This window comes from Novosphingobium rosa NBRC 15208, from assembly GCF_001598555.1.
GTDB lineage: Bacteria > Pseudomonadota > Alphaproteobacteria > Sphingomonadales > Sphingomonadaceae > Novosphingobium > Novosphingobium rosa.
Window position 1 is genome coordinate 1 of record NZ_BCZE01000031.1, and the last position, 21,937, is coordinate 21,937.

A 21,937-nucleotide genomic window follows, 5' to 3' on the forward strand; every position below is an offset into this window, starting at 1 on the left:
GCAAAGGGCTATAGCCCTTTGCCCGCCGGAGGCCCCCTTTTCCCTTCTCAAACCTTGGGTTTAGGCGTGGTATAGGCATCCATGCCGATAAACAGGCGCGAGAACTTCCACAGCCCGCCCTCCTTGCGCAGATCGGCGGTGTAGATCACCGCCGCGCCCAGAATAAGCCCCCCGCCCGAAGCCACCGAGACCAGCGCATAGGCCAGAGCGCGCGCCTTGGTCTCGCTGGCCTCTTCGACCAGCACATTGCTGAAGCAATGGCGGCGCTGGTCGCCCTGCTGGCCGAAGGTGTTGGCGAAATTGGCGACCACGGCATCATGGCCCCGCACCGTCTGGAACGGCTTGCCATGGCCATCGGCCACCTCAACAACGGCGTCGGCGGTAAACAGGGTGGCAAGCACCGGCCCCAGCCCCTCGTCATGCGCCATGCCATAGCGGCTGAATGCCTGGCCGATCAGCAGCATATCCAGCGCCGATGCCACCGGCGCCGCATTGGGCCCGATCCTGACCGCGCCGTCCTTGGTGGCCCAGGCCTGACGCGGGGTCTGCTCCGCCGCACTTGTGCCTTGCGCCAAAACGGGGCCGGCATAGGCCAGCCCCGCGACACCTGCCACCGCGCCCAGAATGGTCCTGCGGTTGGCTTCATACTGTTCGGTCATGTTCTCTCCCCCTGTCCATTGCGGACGTGTTCAGCCGTGGTTGATCCCCATCAGCCGCATAATGTTGCCGCCCAGCAGAGCGGCGCGGTCAGAATCGCTCAGGCCGGGAACGGCGGCGATCAGACCGTGAATGTCGTAATGGCCCATATCGAAAGGGTAATCGGTGCCGATCACCACCAGGCTGACGCCCACCCGCTCGATCAGCAGCGCCAGATCGCGCGGCTCGTAAACCAGCGAGTCGAAATGCAACCGCTTCAGATAGGAGGATGGCTTGTCGCAGCAGGTGCAGGCATCGGAGCGCTGCGCCCAGGCATGATCGGCCCGGCCCATATGCGCGGGCAGGTAGCCGCCACCATGCGCCGCCACGATTTTCAGGCCCCGATGCCGGTCCAGCACCCCGCCGAAGATCAGATGGCTGAGCGCGACGGCATGCTCCACCGGCTGCCCGACATGGTTGGACAGATAGGCGGGCTCCAGCCTTTCATCGAGCGAACAGCCCATCGGATGGATGAACACCACCGCGCCCAGCGCCTCGGCCTCGGCCCAGACGGGATCGAAACGCCGGTCGGAGAGGTCCGCGCCATCGATGACGGAGCTGATTTCCACGCCCTTGAAGCCCAGATCCTTCACGCAATGGCGCAGTTGCTCCACCGCCAGAGCGGGGTGCTGCATGGCGATGGCGCCCAAGGCCAGCAAGCGATCCGGCGCTTGCCCGACCAGATCCGCCAGCGCCTCGTTCTGGATGCGCACCAGTTCTTCGGCCAGATCCCCGGGCGCCCAATAATGGTACTGATTGGGTGACGGGCTGACGATCTGAACATCCACGCCCATCGCATCCATATCGGCCAGACGCTTATCCAGCCGGGTCAAGCGCGGGAAGCAGTCGGGGATCATCACCTTGCGGTTATAATCCACGCTGGCCTGCCCCATGGTGCGGAGGCGGAACGCTTCCTCACCGCTGCGCTCAGGCCGCCCGGCGGTGAGCTTCTCCACTTCGGGGAACATCGCATGGGCATGAATGTCCACCGTCAGCAGGGGACACCCATCCCCGCCCAGCAGACGAGGATGAGGCAATTGCGAAGGCACAGCGCCGGGCTTGGTCATGGCGATCAATCCAGCCGGTAGGTGTCGTCGCCCGAGGCGCCGCCTGTCATCCAGAAGTAATAGGCGCCGCGCGATTCCAGAATGGGGAAGGAGGCGAAGCCGTTGACCACGGTGTATTGCGTGGGCAGCTGCTCGAAGCTGGGGCGGGCCCATTCCACGCCGCCCTTGCCGGCCAGATAGCGCGTGGTCTTCACCCCGCTCCAGGCCGGAGGGGTCAGCGTGGCGTAATTGGCATCGGCCTCCTCACCCCATTTTTTCCCGGGGCGCGGCGTGGCGGGGATGTATTTCCACGAGAGGAGGCCGCGGTTCTCGGGATTGCCCTTGGGCGCCTCCTGCTCGACCAGATCTTCGGCCCACAGCTTGGCGAAGGGGAAGCCGCGCCAGCTCATGGAGGTGTGATGGCGACCGTTGAAATCGCTGACTTCCGGGATATCGCAGAACAGCTTGTTGTGGCCCAGCTCCTCGCGGCCCGTGGTGATCGGGTCGGACAGGCTTTCCCAGCGCGCCATCAGCAGCGTGCCATGCACATCGCCCTCGGTCTTGCTGGCGTAAACCACCGGGATTTTCACATCGAACATGTTGTAGCCGCCACCGGCCAGCCACGAAAAGCCGGTCATATAGATGGCCTCGACCGTCACGATCGGCTCGCCCCACAGGCGGAAGCCTTCGGGCAGCACGGCTTCGAGCGCCCTGGCATCGGTGAGGTAACGCGTGCCCAAAGTGGAGCGCACCGGCTCACGCGCGAAATCCTGAACAACGCCCTCGGGCACCCAGCGCGGGCAGGGGTTGGGGCCGAAAAACACCGGCATGCGGTAGAACTTGCCGGGCTCGCGGGGGAAACTCATGGGTGCAATCCTCTCGTTGATGGGGTTCTGGCGCCTGCGGTGGTCAGGGCTTGATGGGCTCGTTGAACACGGCGCCCGTGCGCAATTCGAGATGCCGGGGCAAAGTGGCGCGCAGTTCGGGATCGAACTCGCCCGACACCAGAATGAAGGCCATGCGGCACACCGCATCGCTGCGGTTTTCCCAAGCATGATCGGTGCCACGCTGGATGACGACGGTGCCGGGCGTGAGCAGCACCTCGCTGTCATCGAGGATCATCCAGATCTCGCCCTCCAGCACGATGCCGTAATCCACCGAGGTGGTGCGGTGCATCATCTTGTGGCGGCCATCGGCGCGTTCGGGAAGGCGGTCGATATGGCCGGGGAAGAAGTCGTTGAAGCGGATCTTGGTGCCGCCGGCCGGCGGCGGGGTGACCAGCTCGCCATCGGTCGGCTCGGGCTCGGTGGCGGTGATGCGCGCGGGAACAGTCTGCGTGTTCCAGATCTCGATAAAATCGACCAGCGTGCCGCGATCACGAATGTTGGGCGGCGTGCCATCGGACAGGACGATGGATTTACCCTGTTCATCATGGCCCGTGACCACCCGGCGGGCCGGGCGACGTTGTGTTTCAGACATGCTCTTGCCTTCTTACGAAAAGGAATAAAGTCGGGCTGGATTGTCGACCAGAATGGCGTTGCGGGCCGCCTCATCGGGCACGGCCAGCGCCAGCAGATCGATCAGATCGCCATCATCGGGCATCCAGCGGATGTTGGGATGCGGCCAGTCGGTGCCCCATAGCGTGCGCTGCGGAGCCTTATGCGCCAACGCCGCCATCAGGGGCAGAGCCTGTTCCAGATCACCCTCACCCGTCATCCGGTCGGCGGCGGAGATTTTCACCCACACCTGCGGCAGCGCCACCAGATCGAGCAGCCGCGTGCAGGCGGCAGCATCCGTCAGATCGAGCCGCGCCATATGGTCGATCACCACAGGAATGCTCAGCCCGGCGATCCAGTCCGCCAGATCGGCCAGAGCCGCCCCGTCGACATGGAACACCAGATGCCAGCCCAGCGGACCGACCCTTTCGGCCACGAGCAAAATGGCCTCACGCGAAGGCCGCGCGCCCAAATGGCCCACAAAGTTGAATCGCGCGCCGCGCAAGCCGCCATGGTGCAGCGCCATCAGCGCCGCATCATCCAGATCCGCGCTGACAATGCCAACGCCCGCATAGGCCCCCTGCCCACGCGCGATGGCGTCCAGCATCACCCCATGGTCGCCGCCATAAATGGCGGGCTGCACGAACACCGCGCGTGACAGGCCCAAACGCGCCGCCAGCCGCTGATACCGCTCCAGCGGCAGCTGCGCGGGCTGGTAGCTGGCGCCCTCGGGCGTGGGAAACCGGTCGAACGGGCCGAAGAGGTGGCAATGCGCGTCGCAGGCCCCCGCCGGAACCTGCAACCGCCGTGGCGGATGCGGATCGTCATGGGGCGGGGGCAATTGCACCATCGCTCAGGCCGCCGTCACGCCGCCATCGACGGGGAGATTCGCCCCCGTGATCCACGTCGATTCATCCGAGCCAAGGAACACCGCCGCCCAGGCGATGTCATCGGGCACGCCCAGCCGCTTGATGACCAGACGCTGCAGAATACGCTCGGCCACAGCGCCGCTGCTGGTGCCCGCGCTGGCGGTGGCGGCGGTCTGCACCATGCCCGGGGCGATGGTGTTGCAGCGGATGCCGTGCGGGCCGCCCTCGATGGCGATCTGGCGGCTCATCGCCATCACGGCGGCCTTGCCCGCGCAATGCGCCACCATGCCGGTGTTCACCGAGCCGCGCATCGCATTGACGCTGGCGAAGTTGATGATCGATCCGCCGCCGACTTTCGTCATCCACGGCCATGCCGCCTTGATGGCGAGGAACACCAGATCGACCTCGCCCACCATGGTCGGCGTCCACTGGCTGTCGTAATCCATGATGGAGACCGGGGCCATATGCGGCGGAATGGCGGCGGCATTGACCAGAATGTCGATCCGGCCATATGTTTCACCGGCATAATCGACCCAGCGCTGCACATCGGCGGGTTTGGTGAGGTCCACCGGATGCATGCTGTCGATGGTCAGGCCTTGCGCGGCGGCATCGGCCACCGTCTTGCCGGCCCACTCAGCGGAAATGTCGCAGCCCACCACCGTGGCGCCCTCGCGGGCATAGCGCAGGGCGATGCCCTGGCCTATGCCCGCGCCAATGCCGGTGACCAGCGCGATCTTGCCGTCCAGACGTCCGGCCATGGTCACAGATCCATCTTGGTGATGAAGCGGGTCTGCAGATAGGGCTCGATGGCCTCGCTTCCGCCCTCGAAGCCATAACCGCTGTCCTTCATGCCACCGAAGGGCGTTTCGGGATGGCCAAGGCCGAAGTGGTTGAAGGAGATCATCGCGCTTTCCACGCGCTGGGTGACCTCTTTGGCGGTCGCGCTGCTGGTGGTGAAGGCATAGGCAGACAGGCCGTAAGGCAGGCGGTTGGCCTCGGCATAAAGCGCATCGCGATCCGACCAGCGGTTGATCATGGCGACGGGGCCGAAGGGCTCCTCATTCATCAGCGCGGCGTCCAGCGGCACATCGGTGAAGACCGTGGGCGCAAAGAAGAAGCCCTTGTTGCCCACGCGCTCGCCACCGCAATGCAGCTTCGCGCCTTTGGCCAAGGCATCGGCAGTCAGGCGCTCCATCGCTTCGACGCGGCGGATGTTGGCCAAGGGCCCGGTGGTGGTGGCCGGGTCCAGACCGCCGCCCGGCTTGAGCGCGCTGGCGGCTTCAACAAAAGCGCCGACGAAAGCATCGAACACGCTGTCCTCCACCAGAAAACGGGTGGGGTTGACGCAGCTCTGCCCGGCGTTGCGGAACTTGTTGCCTACCAGCGCTCTGGCCGTGGCGACAGGATCGGCATCGGCGAAAACCAGCACCGGGGCATGGCCGCCCAGCTCCATGGTGGTCAGCTTCATATGCTGACCGGCCAGCGCGGCCAGATGCTTGCCCACCACCGTCGAGCCGGTGAAGCTGATCTTGCGCACCAGCGGATGCGGCACGAGATATTCGCTGATCTCGGCAGGCGTGCCATAGACCAGATTGACCACACCGGCAGGCGCGCCGGCGTCGACGAAAGCACGCACCAGCTCCGCGCAGGAGCCCGGCGCCTCTTCCGGCCCTTTCACCACCAGCGCGCAACCGGCGGCCAGAGCGCCCGCCACCTTGCGCACGATCTGGTTGACCGGGAAATTCCACGGCGTGAAGGCCGCCACGATGCCCACCGGCTCGCGCAGCACATGGTTGGTGATGTTGGGGGCGCGGCCTTCCAGAATGCGGCCCGTGATGCGCATCGTCTCGCCCGCCATCCAGTCGCAGGCCTCGGCGGCGCGCTCGACCTCGCCACGCGCCTCGCCGATCATCTTGCCCTGCTCCAGCACCATCTGGGTGGCGATGTCCTCATTGCGCTCACGCAGCAGGCGGGCGGCGCCGGTCAGCACCTTGGCGCGGGCCATCGGCGCGGTCTGCCGCCACACGGCCAGCCCCTTTTCGGCAGCGGCCAGAGCGCGGTCCAGATCGGCGATGCCGGCATGGGCGACGGTGCCGATCTGCCCCTCATCGGCGGGGTTGACCACCGGCAGGGTGCGGCCATCGGCGGCATCGCTCCACGCGCCGTCGATCAGAAGTTGCACGCTGCGATAGGCGGGCGTGTCAGTCATGAAATCTCTCCCGGAAGACTTGATGCGGCCAGTCGGCCAGCTTTGAGCAAAGGTTATTAGCGCCATCGCGAATTGTAAAGCAGCCACCCTCCCCCGTTTGGCGTAATTCTCTTATGCAATCTGGATGGGAAGCGCCCGGCCCCGCCCAGCCCTATGGCACGCGATCAAACGCAGGGAGGTTTGCATGAAGCTGGTACTCTTTACCCGGGGCGATGAGCCTGCTCACGCCGGAATCCTGACCGATCAGGGCGTGATCGACGCCAGCAGCGTCGCCCATGACGGCCCCACCCCGCAGCAGACGATGGCCGCGCTGATCGATGGTTTCGAAACCCTGCGCCCAGCGCTGGAAGCGCTGACCGGCCCGGCGATCCCGCTGACCGAGGTGCGCCTGCTGGCGCCTCTGCCGCGCCCGGGCAAGATCGTGAACTGCATCGCCAACTATTGGGAGCATGCCCAGCGCGAGGCGCGCCCGCTCAACATGTTCATGAAGAACCCCGACGCGGTGATCGGGCCGGGCGACACCGTGCTGCTGCCCGCATTCGAGGAGCCTTATGCCTTCATGCATGAGGCGGAACTGGCGCTGGTCTTCAAGGGCCCGGCCAAGATGGTCCGGCGCGAGGACTGGCGCAAGGCGATCTTCGGCTACACCTGCCTGATCGACGTGACCGCGCGCGAAAGCGGCCGCCGCACCTGGCGCAACAACAGCTGGATGGGCAAAAGCTTCGACACCTTCGCCCCCATCGGCCCCTGCATCGTGACGGCCGACGAGATCGAAAATCCCAACGACCTGTGGGTGCAGTTTTGGAACGATGACCAGCTGCGCCACAATTACTCGACCGACGACATGGAGCACACCGTGCCCGAAATCGTGGAGTTCATCACCACCATCATGACGATGAACAGCGGCGATGTGGTGGCCTGCGGCACCAACCATGAAGGGCTGGGCTTCATTCAGGATGGCGAGACCCTGCGCATGACGATCCACGGCATCGGCACGTTCGAGGTGGGCGTGACAGACCCGCTCAAGCGCAGCTGGGAACGCGGTGTCTACATGGGCGAGGGCTCGACCAACCTGGAGGCCGTCAGGCGCAACCGTCCAACGGAGGCGAACGCCTGATGGCCGACGCCAGTTTCACCCGCTGCCCCTCGGCGGCCATGCTGGACGATGCGCAAGCCGGGGCCCTGTTGGGCTCCGGCGGCTGGCCGCTGCGCAGCGTGATCGAGCCCTTCGATGCCGCCCGCTATGCCCCACCCGAGATTGGCCCTCAACCCGCCCCCCCGGGCGCGGCGCATTACGAGCTGGATCTGGCCAGCGACACCGGCCCCTATAATGGCCAATGGGGCATCATCATGCTGGTGGCCTTCAACGCGCCCGACGATGTCACGCCGGAACTCGAACGCTGGTACGAGCAGGAGCATATCGACCTGCTGATGCGCGCCCCCGGCTGGCTGCGCGCCCGCCGCTACCGGGTCAAAAGCCACAGCGGCGGGCCCGCATGGACCAGCATGGCCTTCCACGAACTCGCCGATATGTCGGTGATGGAGTCGCCGGAACGCGCCTTTGCCCGCTCCACCCCATGGCGGGCCGAGCTGGAAAAGGGCGCATGGTTCCAGAGCGCCGGACGCGGAGTGTTCCGCGCGCTGGCATGAACTCCGGCATGAACCGCGCCTTACCCTTCGCCGCCGTTGCGCAGGCCGTTGAGCACCAGATCGCAGATAAAGCTCTTGTAGGCCTCACGCAGTTCGGGCTCGTCGATCGGCATGCCCTGCGCGATCTCCATCTGGCGATGGGCCGAGACGAAGAACTCCGACATGCCCACGACCGCCGCATAGAGCAGCCCGGGGTCCGCCGCGCGCAGACTGCCATCGCCCAGCCCCGCCCGCAGGATCGAGCCATAGGCGCCGATGCCGCGGTTGGTCAGCTGTGTGATGATGGCGCGCGCCGCCGGATCGGAGCTACCCACGATCTCCGTGGCGAAGAGCTGGTGGAAAAAGGGATAGGTCGCGTTGAGATCGACCATGGTGCGGATGCGTCCGGCCAGACGGCTGTCGGGCGATCCGGTGCCCTGCGTGTAGAGATCGAAGTCCTGCGCGAACTGCTGGGTGATCTTTTCGGCCACCGCCACCAGCAGCGTCGCGCGGTTCTTGAAGTAATAGCGGATCAGCGAGGGGTGCACCCCCATCGCGCGCGCCACCACCACAGGCGTGATCGCGGCGGGCGGCATGTCCTTGAGCAAGGCGATGGTCGCGTCGATCAGCGCATCGCGCCCCACGCTGGTGTCCGCCTCCTGCGAGCCCGCCCTGGGGCGCCCACGGCTGCGCACCACCTTGCGCCCGGCGTCACCGGTTTCCGGGCCGTTTCCGGGGCCACTCTCGGGGAGCGCGGCTGTTGCTGTCCTGCGTGCCATCATCGATCCATTCCGTCGCTAGACCTCGTCGCCTAAAGCGGAGCCGAGGTGCAAGTCAAATTCGCTCTCACAAGAATTGGAAATATGCGATGCAAAATCTCTTTCCGCCGCTCGCCTGGCCTCAGGGGCCCGATCGCCTGCCCAGACAGGATCCGGCAAGCTATACGCCACAACAGGCCGCCGCCGCCGCCGCGCTGATCGCCTCCCCGCGCGGCGAGGTGCGCGGCCCCTTCGTCCCCCTGATGCGCAGCCCCGAACTGATGGACCTGACCCAGCAGCTCGGCGCCTTTCTGCGCTATCGCTGCAGCGTGCCCGAACGGCTGCGCGAATGGGCGATCTGCCTGATCGCCCGGCTCTGGGGCCAGCCCTATGAGTGGCACGCCCATGCGCGGCTGGCGCATCAGGCGGGCGTGGCCCGCGCCACGCTGGCCGTGCTGCTGGCAGGCGAAGAAACGCCCCCTATGACCGAAGACGAAGCGGTGATCTGGCGCTTCATCACCCAGTTGCATGCCGAACGCTTCGTCTCCGATGCCATCTGGGCCGAAACGGTGGCGCTGCTGAGCGAAACCGGCGCCGTCGAACTTTCCGCGCTTTGCGGCTATTATACCCTGCTGGCGATGGTGCTGAATGTGGCGCGCGTGCCGGTGCCGGGCGTCGCCTTCGCCCTGCCGGGAGAGGCGGAGCAGCCGCTCACCTCTTGAAGAAAGCCGCGCCCGTATCATGCAGCACCGCCTTGCGCTCAGCAGGGGTCAGCAGGGCGGTGGCCTGCAGCGCCCAGCCGACGAATTGCGGATAGGTGCCCGCCGAATTGCCCATGTCGGACCCCCACATGATATGGTCGGCGCCCAGCCGGTCGACCGCCGCGCGCAGGAAGCCATCGACCGGCACCCCCGCCTCGGCCAGAATGTCATGGTTGATGGTGGTGAATTTGTAGAAGATCCGCTTGTGCGCGGCCAAAGCGGCATAGGTGGAATGGTCGAAACCAGTGAAACGCGCGCCCTTCACCACCGGCGGCCAACCCAGATGGTCGATCACGATGCGCAGATGGGGGAATGCGTCGGACAGCCGCATGATCTCGGCCAGACTGGCCGGATCGAAACCGGGGGGCGTGGTCATCAGCTCGATGGGCAGGCCTGCTTCCTGCGCCGCCTCCCAACTGGCATGGGCGGCAGGAGAACTCAGCCAGGGCCATGTGCCATCCGCCCCGAGCGCGCCCGAGAAACGAAGGGCGGCGATCCGCCCCGCCAACGCCCGGATACGCCCCGGCGTGGCCGGATCGACGGGATCGAGCATCACCACAGCCCGGAACTGCCCCGGCCGGAGCGCGGCGGAATCGAGGATATAGCTGTTGTCGAAACCATAGGTGCCGCGCTTTTGCACTGCGGCCCCGGCCTCCACATGCGCCGTGCCCCACCAGCCCAGCACCGCCTCCGCCGTGGGCAAGGGCGTGGCGCGCCCGCCGATCACCCCGGCCCCCGGTGGCGGCGCACCACCCGGCGCCTGTCCTGCCGCAACGGCACCGGCGATGCGCGGGTAATGCGCCTCATCCTGCGAGACGAGATGTTCATGCGCATCGAAGAGGATCAGGGGGGCGGGCTGGGCGCCAGCGGTTCCCGCAAGCGGCAGCAGCAGGGCAGAGAGCAGCAGGCGCCTTCGCATGGGCGATCATCCTTCCCGGTCTTATGGTTCTGGGGGTGCTTCAGGGCAGGAAGGCCTTCGCCGGCTCAACCTTGGCCCATTGCACGAATTCGATCAGATTGCCCTCATTGTCGCGGATGAAGCTGGCGGCGCGGCCATCGGGAAATTCCTTCAGCCACACCACGTCCACGCCTTTCTCGCGCAGGCGGGCGATCACGCCGCGCACATCCGCCACGCTGAAGGCGACATGCTTGTTGCCCAGCGTTTTGAGATCATCGTCGGGAATGCGCCTTTCGGGATCGGCGGGGCGGGCATCGGGGCGACACAGCAATTCGACATGCAGCGCGCCATTGCCCAGAATGGCGATCTCCGCCGGAATGCTGGCCAGATGATAACGGCGCATGAGGTCAAACCCCAGCATCTCGCGCCACCATGCGATGGCGCCATCCATATCCGCCACGCTGACGCCGACATGGTGGAACCACAGTTCGCGCTTTTCCATCAGATCGGCTCACGCAGGATGGAGCCCAGACTGACGCTCAGGGCGCGCTGCTCGGCAAAGGGGGCATCGTCCAGTTCCAGCTGGCCGATCGCCACCGAACCTTCCAGAATGGCGCGGCAGCGCTCATAGCGCCGGTCGGTGAAGGCGGTGAAGAGGGCCTCGATGTCGTCATGCTCATTGACGAGGCGACCCAGCACCACGGCATCCTCGATCGCCATGCCCGCGCCATAACCGACATGCGGCGTGGTGGCATGGGCGGCATCGCCGGTCAGCAGCACGCGGCCCTTGTGCCATGGTCTGGGCATCAGGATCACCTCCAGAGGACGGTAGTTGATGAGCGAGTCCTCGTTCAATTCCTCGACGATGGCGCGGAAATGCCCGCCGAAGCGCGACAGCCGGGCCTTGAGCAGGGGCAGCCAGTCGGCAGCCTCGATCCACGGATTGCCCGGCGCCGATTCCAGCAGGTAGACATACATGAGATCCTGCGAAATGGGGTTGAAACCGGCCTTGGCATATTGCGCCGAATAGACCCATGTGGCCGTCACATCCTCGGGCCGCGAGACCACCGCGCGCCAGCAGCCCTGCCCGGTGAAACGCGGCTTCCCAAGATCGGGAAAGAGCTGCGCGCGCGTGCGCGACATCAGCCCGTCGGCGGCCACCACGAAGGCGTGATCGCGCCAGCCGCCATCGCTGGTATGCACGCGCACCGCGCCCTCGATCTCTTCGTAACGCTCGGCGCAGAGGCCCGTGGTGACGGGAATGCCGGCCTGCTCAATGGCCTGCCGCATCACCTCATGCAGGCGCGGGCGCAGAATGCCGCCCATGTTAGGGATGCCTTCCCCGAACAGCGGATCGCTGCTGCCCTGCCCCAGCACCACGCCCTGTTCATCGCAGGCCCTGACCGGCCCGACCGAGGCATAGCCCGCCGCGACAACCGCCTCCAGCAATCCCAGATCGGCAAAGGCGCGCAAGGCGCCTCCATTCAGCGTCAGCCCGGCGCCCAGCGCGTTCCAGGTCGCATCGGCCTCGATCAGTTCCACGGCCTGACCGGCCCGATGCAACGCCAGCGCCGCAGCCATGCCGCCAATCCCGCCGCCCACCACCAGAATGGAGCTGCCCATCTGCATTCTCTTCCCGTTCGTGTGGGGGAGGACATCCCTCCCCCGTTTGGTTCATGAAGAACCCTTACCGAACGGTGCGGCCAGAGCCAGTTGCCCAGGGTGTATATCAGGTGTCACCCAAAGGCTGCCTAAGGCGCGATGCGGCCTTTGAGCGGCCCGGCCGCAACCCATGCTGCTGCCGTTACTGTATCGTCAGCGGCAGGAAAGAGGGGGAGGAATCATCAATATAGGCATCCGGCAGCTTGCGCACCAGCTCGGCCAGCAGGCGGGCGATCTTGCGGATCGCCAGCGTGGCGGGCCGCTGGTTGGAGCGGACCAGCACCAGCATCAGATCCATGCGCGGCTCGGTGATGTCGGCCGCAGAGAGCAGCCCCTGCGCCACCTCCTCGCGCACCGCCATGCGGGTGGTGATCGTATAGCCCATGCCCCCCGCGATCACCTGCTTCTGCGTGGCCAGAGCATCGATCTGCGGCCCATAGGTCAGCTGCACCCCGGCGCGGCGGGCGGATTGCTCGATATGCAGGCGCAGGGCGTTTGGCGGCTTGGCCTGAATCAGCGGCAGGCCCGCGATCTGCGCCAGCGACACCGCGCGCTGGCTGGTGATCGGATCGCCCGGAGGGCCCACCACGCAGAGCGGCATGGTCAGCAGGGCCTCGTCGGTCAGCCCCAGCGATCCCGGCTCACGCAGCACCAGCGCCAGATCGATGCGCCCGGTCGCCACCTGCTCGGCCAGTTGCCCGGCGGCGGCCTCGGTCAGATGCAGGGTCACCTGCGGGAACTTGTCCATGGCCAGACCCAGGAAATCCGCCGCGATCCGCACCGAGGGCAACAACCCGACCGACACCGCACCGACCGGCACACCGGCCTGCCCCTTGATGTCCATCATGATCTGTTCGGATTCGCGGACCATGGTCTGCACGCGCGGCAGGATCGCCTCGCCCACCTCGGTCAGCGCCACGCCGCGCCCGGTACGATAGAACAGCGTGCAACCGCATTCGATCTCCAGAGCGTTGATATGGCGGCTGATCACCGGCTGCCGCCGTTTCATCACCACCGCGACCTTGGACAGGCTCCCCATTTCGGCGACCTTGAGGAACAGTTTCCACCGCTCGAAATCCATCTCTCTCTCCCACACACAGTTGATCCGCCGGTTTTTTCGGTCGGACCCTCGCGAATTATTCTCTGTTGCGCTAATTTATGACACATCCTCGCCAATGGCAAGCTGATATGCGCGGGAAGGATCAAGCCACGCGCCCCACATGCCATTATGGTCATGACAACAAGCCGGACGGCCACGCAGCCGCAGCGGCGGATCAGGGCGGGAGGAACAGCATGGCCAGGCAGCAAAGCTACACGCGCGTGGCCATCGCCCTGCACTGGCTGATGGCCGCGATCATGCTGGCCAACGTGCTGATCGGCTGGACCTTTCCCGAGGCAACTCCGGGCATGAAATTTCCCCCCAAGCCCCTGCTGCCGCTGCATGTCTCGCTGGGTCTTTCGGCGCTGGTGCTGGTGATCTGCCGCATCCTGTGGCGCATCACCCATCGCCCCCCGCCCGAAGCGCCCGGCATGGCGCGCTGGGAGGTGATGGCCGCGCATCTGGGCCATCTGGCGCTGTATGGCCTGATGGTGCTGATCCCCTTTTCGGGCTGGCTGGTGCTCTCCGCGCATAAGGTGCAAAAGAACCATCTCACGATCTTCGGCCTGATCCCCTGGCCACATTTTCCCATTTTCCCCGCCCTGCCCGAGCCGATGGTGAACCATCTGCATGATGTGCTGGTCACCGTGCATGGCTTGAGCGCCAGCTGGCTCCTGCCGCTGCTGCTGCTCGTGCATGTCGGCGCCGTGGCCAAGCACCACCTGCTGGACCGCGATCCGGTGCTCAAGCGCATGTGGCCGGCCCGGCGGGGCTGAGTTTTCCCGCAACAGGAGTTTCCAACCCCATGACGACACGTCTCTCGCGCCGGGCGATGATCGCCACCGGCCTGGTTTCGGCTGGCGCGGCGGCAGCGGCCCGGGCCGCTCCGCGCAAAGCCGAAGCGGCCTCCGTGGCCATCCCGCAGGATACGGTGTGTTTCCTCCACCCCGATACCGTCGATGGCCCCTATTACGAGAACAAGGCGATCCACCGCGCCGACATCACCGAGGGCAAGAAGGGCATCCCGCTGGAGGTGCGCGTGCGGATCGTCGATGCGCAATGCCGCCCGATTGCAGGCGCGCGGATCGATTGCTGGCAGGCCGACGCGCAGGGCATCTATTCCGACTTCCCCAACCAGGGCGACGATCTGACCATCGCCACCCCCGGCGAAACCTTTCTGCGCGGCACCCAGACCAGCGATGCGGCAGGCATGGTGGTGTTTCGCACCATCTATCCCGGCTGGTATCGCGGCCGCACCGCGCATATCCATTTCAAGATCCATATCGACGGGCGCACGCGCCTGACCTCGCAGATCTTCTTCCCCGATGCGCTGAGCGAATGGATCTACCTCAATGCGCCCGGCTACAAGCGCGAGGCGGTGCGCGACACGATTAACGTCACCGACTGGATCATGGCCGAGGCCAGCCGCAATGCCGTGGCGCAGGTGAAGGAAGAGGCGGATCGCTATGTCGTCTCGATCACCTATGGGGTGAACCCGCAGGCCACCCCGGCGCCGGGCGAAAAGATGCCCTGCCCCACCAATGGCGACAAATGCGTGCCCGCGCCGGGCGTGCCCCCCAAGGGTGACGAACGCATCGCCGCGCTGATCCCCTCGCCGGAGAATGCGGCCAGGCCGAGGGCGCAAAAGCCGCCGCTGCCGCCCGGCTGGCGGTGAGGAATGGCGGGGGGCGGGGCGCGAACCCCGCCCCTGCCCGTTCAGAAGCTGCGCGACATAAACCAGCCGGTGCCCAGCGCCACCAGCATGGAGGCCGTGACATCCACCACGATGGGTCTGGGCAAGGCCAGCCCATAGTGCCGCAGCAGCCAGACAAGACCGACCACCGCCGAAACGACGCTGACCTGCCCGATCTCCACCCCCAGATTGAAGCCGACGAGCAGCTTGACCAGCTTTTCGGTGGGGATGCGGCTTTCCAGCAGATCGGCGGCAAAGCCGAAGCCATGGATCAGGCCGAAGACCAGCGTGATCACCATCCGCAACCGCCCGGCATCGCGCACATGGCCCGAGATGATGATGTAATTCCCGGCGAACAGCCCGGCCCCCAGCAGCAGTGCGGCGGGCAGCAGCCCCACGCCCAGCAGCTTCAGCGCAGCCATCGCCAGCAGCGCGCCGCCGGTGACGATGGCGATCAGTTCCGGCCGCCGCGTCGCCGCCGCGATGTTTTCCGCGCCGATCATCATGATCGTCAGCGCCACCAGAGCATCGATGAATTCGGCATGGGGCCGCACCAGCCCGGTCACCGCCAGCGCCAGGGTCAGCGAATGGCCCAGCGTGAAACCGGTGATGACAAACAACAGATCGCGAAATTTCCGCGAGATCAGCACCAGCCCCAGCAGGAAGCTCATATGATCGATGCCGGTGAAGATATGCATCACCCCCATGCCGATATAGGCAAGGAAATCGGCGTTCTCCAGGCGGTTGGCGGCATTGCTGCCGCTGATGGCGATGTCGCGGTGCTCGGTGTTGAACAGCTGCTCGAAGAACTCGCCATGGCCATCCTGAATCTGGGCGTAGGTGACATGGGTGGGCACCAGATCGAAGAAGGCATCCGAATGGAGCGTCATCTCCTCCAGCGAGGAGCAGGAAAAGGCCATCTCCACCCGCGCATAGCCCGCCGCGGCGAACACCGGCCGCGCATGGCCGACCAGCGCGCAGGGCACACCCCTGGCGTTCACCCCCACATTCTGCACCAGATAGGCGATCAGACTTTGCCCCTTGGGCAGGCGCGCCGCCTCGGCCTGAGGCACGGTGAAATCGAGATGCACGCTGGAGCCATCGACCGACCAGCTGGAATGCGTCTCGCTGCGGGTATGCGCCTGCGCCGGGGCGGCCAGCAGCACCAGAACCAGCCATAGCCAGTTCGGGATCGGCCAGCGCATCACTTCACATCCCCGGCCAGCTGGATATCCGCCCGGCGCCTGAGGAAACGGTCATTGGCGGAGGCCAGCCTTGCGGCCTTGTCCTTCTGGAAATCGGCCAGCACCTTGTCACGCACCTCGTCCAGCGCGCGCGCCACGGGTGGGCGGTTCCTCACTATGCGCAGCATATGCCATTGTTCGCCGATATGCAGCGGCGCCGAAACCGCGCCATCGCGCAGGCCCTGCGCCAGCCTGAACAGCGCCTCTCCCAGATGGAGCCGCGCGGCGAACCAATATTCCTCACCATCCCGCATCACCGGCTGACGCACCGCCCCGGCAGGCAATACGCCCGCCGTGCTGCCGGCGGGCACCACATAATCCTCCACCAGCATCGTGCCCTCATTGGCCCAGCGCATGCGGTTGGCCTGATAATAGGCGCGCAATTCCTCCTCGGTGGGGCGGGAGGCCAGCACATCGGCGGTGGCCGCCTCCTCCACCGCATTGACCAGCGCGGCGCGCACATCCACATCGTCGGTGGGCACACCCAGCTCCAGCCCGCGCTGGACATAGAGTTCCTCGCGCAGCATCGCCTCGATCACGGTCTTGCGCTGCGCGGGCGTGGCCTGTTCGGGCGAGACGTTGAACTGGGCGCGCAGCTGATTGTCGTAATCCACCCGCAGCACCGGCACGCCATTGACCACCGCCACATCCTCGGGCGGCACGCCCGCGATGCGCGTGCCCTGCGCGGTGAACAGCCCATAGCCCCCCACCACCAGCCCCAGCACCGCCCCGGCAGCGCACAGCGTCAGCGAGCGGCGCGTGTTCTCGCGCGCCCAGGCGAGGCGCCAGCGCACCGGCAGCCAGGGCGTTTCAGCCTCCGTCATGAGATCCATCCTGTCTGGAAAGCCCGAAGGTAAAGACCGCCACCGCGCGGATGTCGGCGGGGTCGAGCGTGTGAAGGAAGGCCGGGCTCACCCCGGCGCGCCCCTGTTCGATGGAGGCCCTGATCCGCGCCGGGCTGCCGCCATAAAGCCAGACCGCATCGGAGAGCGAGGGCGCCCCGATCGAACTGTCGCCGCCCGCATCCGAGCCATGGCAATCATAGCAGCCCCCCGCCCCGGCAAACAGCGCCTTGCCGCGCTCCACCGCCGCGCCATCCGTGGCGCGCCCGCCCATGCCCAGCAGGAACTGCACCAGATCGGCGGTCTGCGCCGGGGTCAGCGGATGGATGCCCTTGTCGGCGGAGGGATGGGGGCTGGCATAGGCGGGCATGGAGGCCAGATTCCATCCCAGCGAATGGTGCGAGCGAATGCCGTAACGCGTGATCTGCTCGATCTCGTCGATGCGCCCCTCGCCATAGAGATGCTCGCCATCGCGCAGATCGGGAACACCGCCCGCGATATTCCCCTGCCCGCCCGGCCCATGGCAGGAGGCGCAGGCCCGCGCGAACACCGCGCCGCCGCGTTGCCGCGCATAGGCGGCCAGCCGGGGATCGCCCATGATGGTGGCGGGATCGGCGCGCAGCAGATCGCGGCGCAGCCCGGCCTCATGCGCATGGCGGCCAAGCATCACGCCGCCCAGCACCACACATCCCACCATGCACCAGAGTGCCCTGCGGCCGATCATGACGGCGCCGTCTCCATCCTCAACGCGGCACAATCTGCCGTCTCAACCCATCGGCGATGGTTTATGGCACGCGGCGCAGGCGCCGCCTTCTACCGTTTCGGGTATTTCTCTTAAACGGTCAGGGTGACTTGTTCCGCCGCCCTTTGGGGCCGATCCCTTGGGGCGAACAAGCGGGCGGCTGCGCCCATCAACCTATCCGGGCAGCCGTTCAGGCAGGCCGCAAAAGCGGGCCGGACAAGACGGGAGAGACTCATGGCCGCAATGCGCGACCTTGTTGCATGGATCGAGGCAACCCCCATCAGCACCGGGATCAAAAGTCTCGACTGGCTGATCCCCATCACCCAGTCGATCCATATTCTGGCGATTGCCGTGGTGATGGCCAGCATCGTCATGCTCGACATGCGCGTCGCCGGTTTCACCCACAGCGGCGACAGCTTCGAGCGGCTGACCCGCCGTTACCTCCCCTGGGTGTGGAGCGCCCTGCCAGTGCTGCTGTGTTCGGGGCTGGTGCTGATCCTGGGCGAACCGGGGCGCGAACTGCTCAACCGCTTCTTCTGGTACAAGATGACGATGCTGGTCACTGTGGTGATCCTGACCCTGCTGATCCAGCGGAGCGCCGCAAGCACGCAGGCCCAACGCATCGACCAGCTGCCGTCCGCCACGCGCGGGCAGCTGCGCGCGATCGCCAGCGTCTCGCTGGTGCTGTGGTTCGGCATCATCACCTGCGGGCGCTGGATCGCCTACGCCTGATCTTTATCCAGATTTACGAAGGATTTGCGCCATGGCCCTGCAGGATTTGCTCGCCGCCATCGAAGCCACCCCGGTCGCCCAGGCCATTGCGGGATCGGCCTTTCTGTTTCCCGTGATCGAGGTGGTGCATGTTGCCGCCATCGTGCTGGTGGTGGGCACCATCGCCATGCTCGATCTGCGCCTGCTGGGCGTGGCCCGGCGCGATCAGGGGGTGCTCGACCTCAGCCGCGAGACGCTGATGTGGACCTGGGCCTGCTTTGTGCTGGCGCTGGTCACCGGATCGCTGATGTTTGCCTCGGCGGCCACGCGCTATGCCGGGCTCTGGGCCTTTCAGGGCAAGATCGTGCTGCTGGCGCTGGCGGGCTGCAACATGCTGGTGTTCCATGCCGGCGCCTATCGCTCGGTGGCGGCGTGGAACACGCAATTGCCGCCGCCGCCCGGCGCGCGCATCGCCGGGGCGCTGTCGCTCACCCTGTGGACCGGGGTGGTGATCTGCGGGCGCTGGATCGGCTTTCTGTGAGCAGCGCCGCCCTCACCCGCCGCGCGGCCCTGATCGGGCTGGGCGGCGGGATCGCGACGGCGGCCATCCCCGCGCTGGCCGCCACCCCCGTCCTGACCGAACATAGGGTCGATGCCCCGGGTGCCCGGCTCTATGTCACCGATACCGGTGGCCATGGCCCGGCGCTGCTGCTGGCCCACCCGGTCACCGGCAGCGCGCTGGTGTGGGAGCATCAGCAGGCCGCCTTTGCGCGCGCCGGGTATCGCGTGGTGGCCTGGTCGCGCCGGGAGCATGCGCGCACCATCGTGACCGGCGCGGACCCCGGCACCAATGCCGATATTCTGGCCATCGCGCAGGCGCTGCAGCTGGGCCGCTTCCATCTGCTGGGCTCGGCGGCGGGGGGCGGCATCGCGATACAGTTCGCCGTGGCCCATGGCGCGCGCCTGCGCAGCCTGACCATGGCCAACAGCATTTCCGGCATCGCCGAGCCCGCCTTCAAGGACTGGGCCGAAAGCCTGCGCCCGGCGCCTTTTGGCCAACTGCCTGCCGCCATGCGCGAACTTGGCCCCGAATATCGCGCCGCCAACCCGCAAGGCACGCAGCGCTGGGCCGATCTGGAAGCGCATGCCCGCACCGCCCCGCTGGGCGCTCCGCCCGCGCAGGGCGTGACATGGCAGGATGTCCGCCGCCTCTCCATGCCGGTGCTGTGGGTGACGGGGGATGCCGATCTCTTCGTGCCGCCAGCCCTGCAACGCGAGGCCGGGCGCCATGCGCCGCGCAGCCATTACGCTGTGATCCCCAGGGCAGGCCATTCGGCCTATTGGGAAGAACCCGAAGCCTTCAACCGGGCAGTGCTGACCTTCCTGCAGCACGCCTGACAGGAAAGGGCCGGTCGGGTTGGTCCCGACCGGCCCCGGCCCATGCCCCTTATTTCGCTTTCGCCTTGTCGGGATCGACCAGCTTGCCCACCAGATGCTCGCGGTCGAGGCAGATGTCCTCGGCCACGGTCAGCCCCGGCTGGCGCTGGAACACCAGACGTGCCGTCCAGGGGCGGGTGAAGGTGTCGGGATCGGTGAACTGCGCCACCATCTCCATCCGGTCCTTGTCCAGCGCGCGGAACCGCTCGGTGATGCGCAGCTTGTCGCCATGGGGCAGGCCGGACCTGTCGAGCGCCACGCCCTCATGCAGCCCCTGCACATCGACGACCAGCGTGTCGCCCTCCCACCGGCCCGCATTCTGGCCGAAATAGGTCGGGCCGATCACCTCGCGCGGGGCTTCCATCTCCACCATGCGCACCAGCCGGTTCCACTGATAGGCGAACAGCACGCGCGGCCCGGTGACGATCGCCGAGAAGGGCGTGCCCGGATCGGCCATCAGCCGCGGTTCGCCGGGCGGCTTGCAGCGCCGCGCGGGATCGACCTTGGGGTCGCCCGCCAGAAAGCCCGGTTTCACCCTGGCCCATGCGGCGGCGGCTTTGGGGGTCAGCGGCAGCGGCTTGCCATCCGTGCTGCGCAGCACGCCATCGCCCTGAGCGCGCCATGTGCCGTTGAGCCAGTCATGGCTGCTGTCGGGCGCTGCCTGCAGCGCCGCCGGAACCGCCATCAGCACCGCCAGAGCGGCTTTCATTCGTCCGCGTCCCATCATTGATATCCAATCCCGAATGCCTCGCCGAAGTCCTCGCAAATGTCCTCCACGTAATGGAGGTCGGGCCGCCAGCGCAGCGTGATCTTCTCCACCGGCTGCAGCGTGCCGCTGTCATCCGCCTTGAAGCGCTGGATGGCGATGTTGCCATCGGGCAGCTTGGTGGCCTTTTCGACATAATGGTCGGTGCCCGGCTTGCCGCGCGTGGCCACCTGCGTGGTGTCGATCACCAGCGTGTCGCCATCCCAGCGCGCGATGGAATCGCCGGTGTAGGAGGGCTTCGCGTCCGGCCTGTGCCGGTCGGCGAAGGTCGCCCAGCGCAGAACGTGATTTTCCTCCATCAGGAACATCACCTCGCGCGGGTTCATGAGGACCGTGGTCGAATAGCTGGTCAGAGCGCCGAAACCGGTCACCACACAGGCGCCCGCCCCCAGATTGGTGGGCTTGCCGCCCCCCGGAGGACCGCCCGGGCCACCGGGCTTCCCGCCGCCACCGGCAGGACCACCCGGCCCGCCCGGCTTGCCGCCGCCCGCCGGCGTGCCGGGAGGGCCGCCGGGATCACGCAGGAAATTATACATGCCATTGAAATCGCGCGGATCCTTCGATGGCGGCGCGCCCTGGATGTTTTGGCGCGTCAACTCGCTGGCATCGGGCTTGATCCGCCCGTTCGACAGGCTGGACTTGAACTGCGGCGGCGCATCCTGAATGTCGGCGTCGCTGGCGGAACTGACCTGCGCCAGCGCCGCCAGCGGCAGGCACCACAGCCCCCCGGCGATCATCAGCGCGGCCAGCCTTTCGTGTCGTTTCGGATGAAACGGCATCGGCTCTCTCCTCATGGATCGGGCAGCGGACCCTTCCGTCTGCCCTTCATCTTGTCGCGCCTTGCGGTCCCCCCGGGCCGCAAGGCGCCCGGCGTCGTGCAACGCCGGATGTCGGGCCGCGGTTACACGATGCCGAATTTCAGCGTCGTGCCATCGGCCTTCTTCACGGTCAGGAATTCGCCGCCCTTGCTGCCATCGCGGTTGGGGGCGACCAGCAGGCGGATCTTCTCGCCCGGCTGGATCGAATCCCGTTTCCAGCCATTGCGCGCCAGGATCGAGATCGAGGGGCCTTCCAGCCGCCATTCCTCATTCCCGCCCTTGCCATCGGGCACCACCAGCGTGATCCAGGTGTGCGGGTTGGTCCAGTCGAACACCTTGAGCGTGCCGCCCACCACCAGCGGCTTGGACCGGTCGAAGGCCGCCGCCGAATGATGCGCCATCGCCGCATCGGGCACCGCCGCCGTGGCGGCCAGAACAGCCGCCATCGCGACGGCCAGCTTGCGTGTCATCATTCCTTCTCCTTTGGACCCGGCGCCTTCCACTCGGCGTCGCGGATCAGTGCATCACGCGCGCCGGTGCCAATCACCAGTCACGCAAAAC

26 protein-coding genes are annotated in these 21,937 nt (G+C 66.6%); 8 read left to right on the plus strand and 18 right to left on the minus strand.

Annotation, left to right across the window (positions count from 1 at the left end; translation table 11 throughout):
* Nucleotides 1-47: 47 nt before the first annotated feature.
* The 7 genes from SR3_RS12780 to SR3_RS12810 are packed head-to-tail and all read right to left on the minus strand — an operon-like array spanning nt 48 to nt 6,316.
* A complete protein-coding gene (locus SR3_RS12780; protein WP_068086363.1) occupies nt 48-659 on the minus strand; it encodes a nuclear transport factor 2 family protein in 612 nt (203 codons plus the stop codon).
* A gap of 30 nt (nt 660-689) precedes the next feature.
* Entirely contained in the window at nt 690-1,763 is a 1,074-nt protein-coding gene (locus SR3_RS12785; protein WP_084455518.1) for an amidohydrolase family protein, read from the minus strand.
* 5 nt (nt 1,764-1,768) lie between these two features.
* Nucleotides 1,769-2,608, minus strand: coding sequence for an acetoacetate decarboxylase family protein (locus tag SR3_RS12790; RefSeq protein WP_068086366.1), 840 nt, complete (start codon nt 2,606-2,608; stop codon nt 1,769-1,771).
* A gap of 43 nt (nt 2,609-2,651) precedes the next feature.
* Nucleotides 2,652-3,221 (minus strand): cupin domain-containing protein, encoded by a 570-nt coding sequence (locus tag SR3_RS12795; protein ID WP_084455495.1) that lies wholly within the window; start codon nt 3,219-3,221, stop codon nt 2,652-2,654.
* A 12-nt stretch (nt 3,222-3,233) separates the two neighbouring features.
* The gene (locus SR3_RS12800) at nt 3,234-4,088 is read right to left on the minus strand and encodes an amidohydrolase family protein (RefSeq protein ID WP_084455496.1); all 855 of its coding nucleotides are present in this window, start codon (nt 4,086-4,088) and stop codon (nt 3,234-3,236) included.
* 3 nt (nt 4,089-4,091) lie between these two features.
* Nucleotides 4,092-4,865 carry an SDR family NAD(P)-dependent oxidoreductase gene (locus SR3_RS12805; protein ID WP_068086373.1) on the minus strand — a complete coding sequence of 258 codons (774 nt, stop codon included), beginning with the start codon at nt 4,863-4,865 and terminating at the stop codon, nt 4,092-4,094.
* A 2-nt stretch (nt 4,866-4,867) separates the two neighbouring features.
* Nucleotides 4,868-6,316, minus strand: a complete 1,449-nt coding sequence (locus SR3_RS12810) for an NAD-dependent succinate-semialdehyde dehydrogenase (RefSeq protein ID WP_068086376.1) — start codon at nt 6,314-6,316, stop codon at nt 4,868-4,870.
* Nucleotides 6,317-6,500: 184 nt separating this feature from the next.
* Between SR3_RS12810 and SR3_RS12815 the strand changes: the two genes are divergently transcribed.
* Both SR3_RS12815 and SR3_RS12820 read left to right on the plus strand, forming a co-directional pair.
* Nucleotides 6,501-7,433, plus strand: a complete 933-nt coding sequence (locus tag SR3_RS12815) for a fumarylacetoacetate hydrolase family protein (protein WP_068086379.1) — start codon at nt 6,501-6,503, stop codon at nt 7,431-7,433.
* Nucleotides 7,433-7,966, plus strand: a complete 534-nt coding sequence (locus SR3_RS12820) for a hypothetical protein (protein ID WP_068086382.1) — start codon at nt 7,433-7,435, stop codon at nt 7,964-7,966. Before SR3_RS12815 ends, SR3_RS12820 begins: the two co-directional genes overlap by 1 nt.
* A gap of 20 nt (nt 7,967-7,986) precedes the next feature.
* On the opposite strand, the gene SR3_RS12825 is transcribed toward SR3_RS12820, so the two are convergent.
* Nucleotides 7,987-8,727 (minus strand): TetR/AcrR family transcriptional regulator, encoded by a 741-nt coding sequence (locus tag SR3_RS12825; protein ID WP_084455498.1) that lies wholly within the window; start codon nt 8,725-8,727, stop codon nt 7,987-7,989.
* Between the two features lie 86 nt (nt 8,728-8,813).
* Here SR3_RS12825 and SR3_RS12830 point away from each other — a divergent pair, with 86 nt between their 5' ends.
* Entirely contained in the window at nt 8,814-9,425 is a 612-nt protein-coding gene (locus SR3_RS12830; RefSeq protein WP_068086388.1) for a carboxymuconolactone decarboxylase family protein, read from the plus strand.
* On the opposite strand, the gene SR3_RS12835 is transcribed toward SR3_RS12830, so the two are convergent.
* The 4 genes from SR3_RS12835 to SR3_RS12850 form a co-directional block, all read right to left on the minus strand.
* The gene (locus tag SR3_RS12835) at nt 9,415-10,383 is read right to left on the minus strand and encodes an amidohydrolase family protein (protein ID WP_068086391.1); all 969 of its coding nucleotides are present in this window, start codon (nt 10,381-10,383) and stop codon (nt 9,415-9,417) included. The genes SR3_RS12830 and SR3_RS12835 overlap by 11 nt on opposite strands.
* Before the next feature lie 40 nt (nt 10,384-10,423).
* A complete protein-coding gene (locus tag SR3_RS12840; RefSeq protein ID WP_068086394.1) occupies nt 10,424-10,864 on the minus strand; it encodes a VOC family protein in 441 nt (146 codons plus the stop codon).
* Entirely contained in the window at nt 10,864-11,985 is a 1,122-nt protein-coding gene (locus SR3_RS12845; RefSeq protein ID WP_068086579.1) for an FAD-dependent monooxygenase, read from the minus strand. Before SR3_RS12845 ends, SR3_RS12840 begins: the two co-directional genes overlap by 1 nt.
* Before the next feature lie 181 nt (nt 11,986-12,166).
* Nucleotides 12,167-13,105: a LysR family transcriptional regulator gene (locus SR3_RS12850; RefSeq protein ID WP_068086396.1), complete on the minus strand. Its 939-nt coding sequence runs from the start codon at nt 13,103-13,105 to the stop codon at nt 12,167-12,169.
* Nucleotides 13,106-13,317: 212 nt separating this feature from the next.
* Here SR3_RS12850 and SR3_RS12855 point away from each other — a divergent pair, with 212 nt between their 5' ends.
* Both SR3_RS12855 and SR3_RS12860 read left to right on the plus strand, forming a co-directional pair.
* Entirely contained in the window at nt 13,318-13,899 is a 582-nt protein-coding gene (locus tag SR3_RS12855; protein WP_169805625.1) for a cytochrome b, read from the plus strand.
* 29 nt (nt 13,900-13,928) lie between these two features.
* Nucleotides 13,929-14,798, plus strand: a complete 870-nt coding sequence (locus SR3_RS12860) for a dioxygenase family protein (protein WP_084455500.1) — start codon at nt 13,929-13,931, stop codon at nt 14,796-14,798.
* 41 nt (nt 14,799-14,839) lie between these two features.
* Here the strand turns inward: SR3_RS12860 and SR3_RS12865 are convergent, their stop codons facing one another.
* Genes SR3_RS12865 through SR3_RS12875 form a run of 3 tightly spaced genes read right to left on the minus strand, consistent with a single transcriptional unit; the run spans nt 14,840 to nt 17,626 of the window.
* Complete coding sequence (locus SR3_RS12865; protein ID WP_068086582.1) at nt 14,840-16,021, minus strand: HupE/UreJ family protein; 1,182 nt, start codon at nt 16,019-16,021, stop codon at nt 14,840-14,842.
* Complete coding sequence (locus SR3_RS12870; RefSeq protein WP_068086403.1) at nt 16,021-16,884, minus strand: peptidylprolyl isomerase; 864 nt, start codon at nt 16,882-16,884, stop codon at nt 16,021-16,023. The genes SR3_RS12865 and SR3_RS12870 overlap by 1 nt, the downstream gene beginning before the upstream one ends.
* Nucleotides 16,871-17,626 carry a c-type cytochrome gene (locus SR3_RS12875; RefSeq protein ID WP_084455501.1) on the minus strand — a complete coding sequence of 252 codons (756 nt, stop codon included), beginning with the start codon at nt 17,624-17,626 and terminating at the stop codon, nt 16,871-16,873. Before SR3_RS12875 ends, SR3_RS12870 begins: the two co-directional genes overlap by 14 nt.
* Before the next feature lie 252 nt (nt 17,627-17,878).
* On the opposite strand from SR3_RS12875, the gene SR3_RS12880 reads away from it, so the two are divergent.
* From SR3_RS12880 to SR3_RS12890, 3 genes are read left to right on the plus strand one after another with little or no spacing between them, the layout of a single operon-like run.
* Nucleotides 17,879-18,376, plus strand: a complete 498-nt coding sequence (locus SR3_RS12880; protein ID WP_068086408.1) for a DUF6644 family protein — start codon at nt 17,879-17,881, stop codon at nt 18,374-18,376.
* Between the two features lie 31 nt (nt 18,377-18,407).
* Nucleotides 18,408-18,896, plus strand: a complete 489-nt coding sequence (locus tag SR3_RS12885; RefSeq protein ID WP_068086411.1) for a hypothetical protein — start codon at nt 18,408-18,410, stop codon at nt 18,894-18,896.
* On the plus strand, nt 18,893-19,753 hold the full coding sequence (locus SR3_RS12890; RefSeq protein WP_068086414.1) for an alpha/beta fold hydrolase: 861 nt from the start codon (nt 18,893-18,895) through the stop codon (nt 19,751-19,753). Before SR3_RS12885 ends, SR3_RS12890 begins: the two co-directional genes overlap by 4 nt.
* Nucleotides 19,754-19,802: 49 nt before the next feature.
* Here SR3_RS12890 and SR3_RS12895 read toward each other — a convergent pair whose 3' ends face one another.
* The 3 genes from SR3_RS12895 to SR3_RS12905 form a co-directional block, all read right to left on the minus strand.
* Nucleotides 19,803-20,501 carry a hypothetical protein gene (locus SR3_RS12895; protein WP_068086417.1) on the minus strand — a complete coding sequence of 233 codons (699 nt, stop codon included), beginning with the start codon at nt 20,499-20,501 and terminating at the stop codon, nt 19,803-19,805.
* 14 nt (nt 20,502-20,515) lie between these two features.
* On the minus strand, nt 20,516-21,337 hold the full coding sequence (locus SR3_RS32140; protein WP_068086420.1) for a hypothetical protein: 822 nt from the start codon (nt 21,335-21,337) through the stop codon (nt 20,516-20,518).
* A gap of 122 nt (nt 21,338-21,459) precedes the next feature.
* Nucleotides 21,460-21,849 (minus strand): DUF6152 family protein, encoded by a 390-nt coding sequence (locus tag SR3_RS12905; protein WP_068086423.1) that lies wholly within the window; start codon nt 21,847-21,849, stop codon nt 21,460-21,462.
* Nucleotides 21,850-21,937 lie beyond the last annotated feature (88 nt).

Excerpts from the sequence above, each read along its gene's own strand:
- SR3_RS12820 (WP_068086382.1), top strand. The coding sequence starts at position 7,433 with ATGGCCGACGCCAGTTTCACCCGCTGCCCCTCGGCGGCCATGCTGGAC.
- SR3_RS32140 (WP_068086420.1), bottom strand. The coding sequence starts at position 21,337 with ATGCCGTTTCATCCGAAACGACACGAAAGGCTGGCCGCGCTGATGATC.
- SR3_RS12860 (WP_084455500.1), top strand. The coding sequence starts at position 13,929 with ATGACGACACGTCTCTCGCGCCGGGCGATGATCGCCACCGGCCTGGTT.
- SR3_RS12865 (WP_068086582.1), bottom strand. The coding sequence starts at position 16,021 with ATGCGCTGGCCGATCCCGAACTGGCTATGGCTGGTTCTGGTGCTGCTG.
- SR3_RS12815 (WP_068086379.1), top strand. The coding sequence starts at position 6,501 with ATGAAGCTGGTACTCTTTACCCGGGGCGATGAGCCTGCTCACGCCGGA.
- SR3_RS12850 (WP_068086396.1), bottom strand. The coding sequence starts at position 13,105 with ATGGATTTCGAGCGGTGGAAACTGTTCCTCAAGGTCGCCGAAATGGGG.
- SR3_RS12905 (WP_068086423.1), bottom strand. The coding sequence starts at position 21,849 with ATGATGACACGCAAGCTGGCCGTCGCGATGGCGGCTGTTCTGGCCGCC.
- SR3_RS12810 (WP_068086376.1), bottom strand. The coding sequence starts at position 6,316 with ATGACTGACACGCCCGCCTATCGCAGCGTGCAACTTCTGATCGACGGC.
- SR3_RS12845 (WP_068086579.1), bottom strand. The coding sequence starts at position 11,985 with ATGGGCAGCTCCATTCTGGTGGTGGGCGGCGGGATTGGCGGCATGGCT.
- SR3_RS12785 (WP_084455518.1), bottom strand. The coding sequence starts at position 1,763 with ATGACCAAGCCCGGCGCTGTGCCTTCGCAATTGCCTCATCCTCGTCTG.
- SR3_RS12835 (WP_068086391.1), bottom strand. The coding sequence starts at position 10,383 with ATGCGAAGGCGCCTGCTGCTCTCTGCCCTGCTGCTGCCGCTTGCGGGA.
- SR3_RS12855 (WP_169805625.1), top strand. The coding sequence starts at position 13,318 with ATGGCCAGGCAGCAAAGCTACACGCGCGTGGCCATCGCCCTGCACTGG.
- SR3_RS12840 (WP_068086394.1), bottom strand. The coding sequence starts at position 10,864 with ATGGAAAAGCGCGAACTGTGGTTCCACCATGTCGGCGTCAGCGTGGCG.
- SR3_RS12825 (WP_084455498.1), bottom strand. The coding sequence starts at position 8,727 with ATGATGGCACGCAGGACAGCAACAGCCGCGCTCCCCGAGAGTGGCCCC.
- SR3_RS12830 (WP_068086388.1), top strand. The coding sequence starts at position 8,814 with ATGCAAAATCTCTTTCCGCCGCTCGCCTGGCCTCAGGGGCCCGATCGC.
- SR3_RS12870 (WP_068086403.1), bottom strand. The coding sequence starts at position 16,884 with ATGACGGAGGCTGAAACGCCCTGGCTGCCGGTGCGCTGGCGCCTCGCC.
- SR3_RS12780 (WP_068086363.1), bottom strand. The coding sequence starts at position 659 with ATGACCGAACAGTATGAAGCCAACCGCAGGACCATTCTGGGCGCGGTG.
- SR3_RS12880 (WP_068086408.1), top strand. The coding sequence starts at position 17,879 with ATGGCCGCAATGCGCGACCTTGTTGCATGGATCGAGGCAACCCCCATC.
- SR3_RS12885 (WP_068086411.1), top strand. The coding sequence starts at position 18,408 with ATGGCCCTGCAGGATTTGCTCGCCGCCATCGAAGCCACCCCGGTCGCC.
- SR3_RS12795 (WP_084455495.1), bottom strand. The coding sequence starts at position 3,221 with ATGTCTGAAACACAACGTCGCCCGGCCCGCCGGGTGGTCACGGGCCAT.
- SR3_RS12875 (WP_084455501.1), bottom strand. The coding sequence starts at position 17,626 with ATGATCGGCCGCAGGGCACTCTGGTGCATGGTGGGATGTGTGGTGCTG.
- SR3_RS12895 (WP_068086417.1), bottom strand. The coding sequence starts at position 20,501 with ATGAAAGCCGCTCTGGCGGTGCTGATGGCGGTTCCGGCGGCGCTGCAG.
- SR3_RS12805 (WP_068086373.1), bottom strand. The coding sequence starts at position 4,865 with ATGGCCGGACGTCTGGACGGCAAGATCGCGCTGGTCACCGGCATTGGC.
- SR3_RS12800 (WP_084455496.1), bottom strand. The coding sequence starts at position 4,088 with ATGGTGCAATTGCCCCCGCCCCATGACGATCCGCATCCGCCACGGCGG.
- SR3_RS12790 (WP_068086366.1), bottom strand. The coding sequence starts at position 2,608 with ATGAGTTTCCCCCGCGAGCCCGGCAAGTTCTACCGCATGCCGGTGTTT.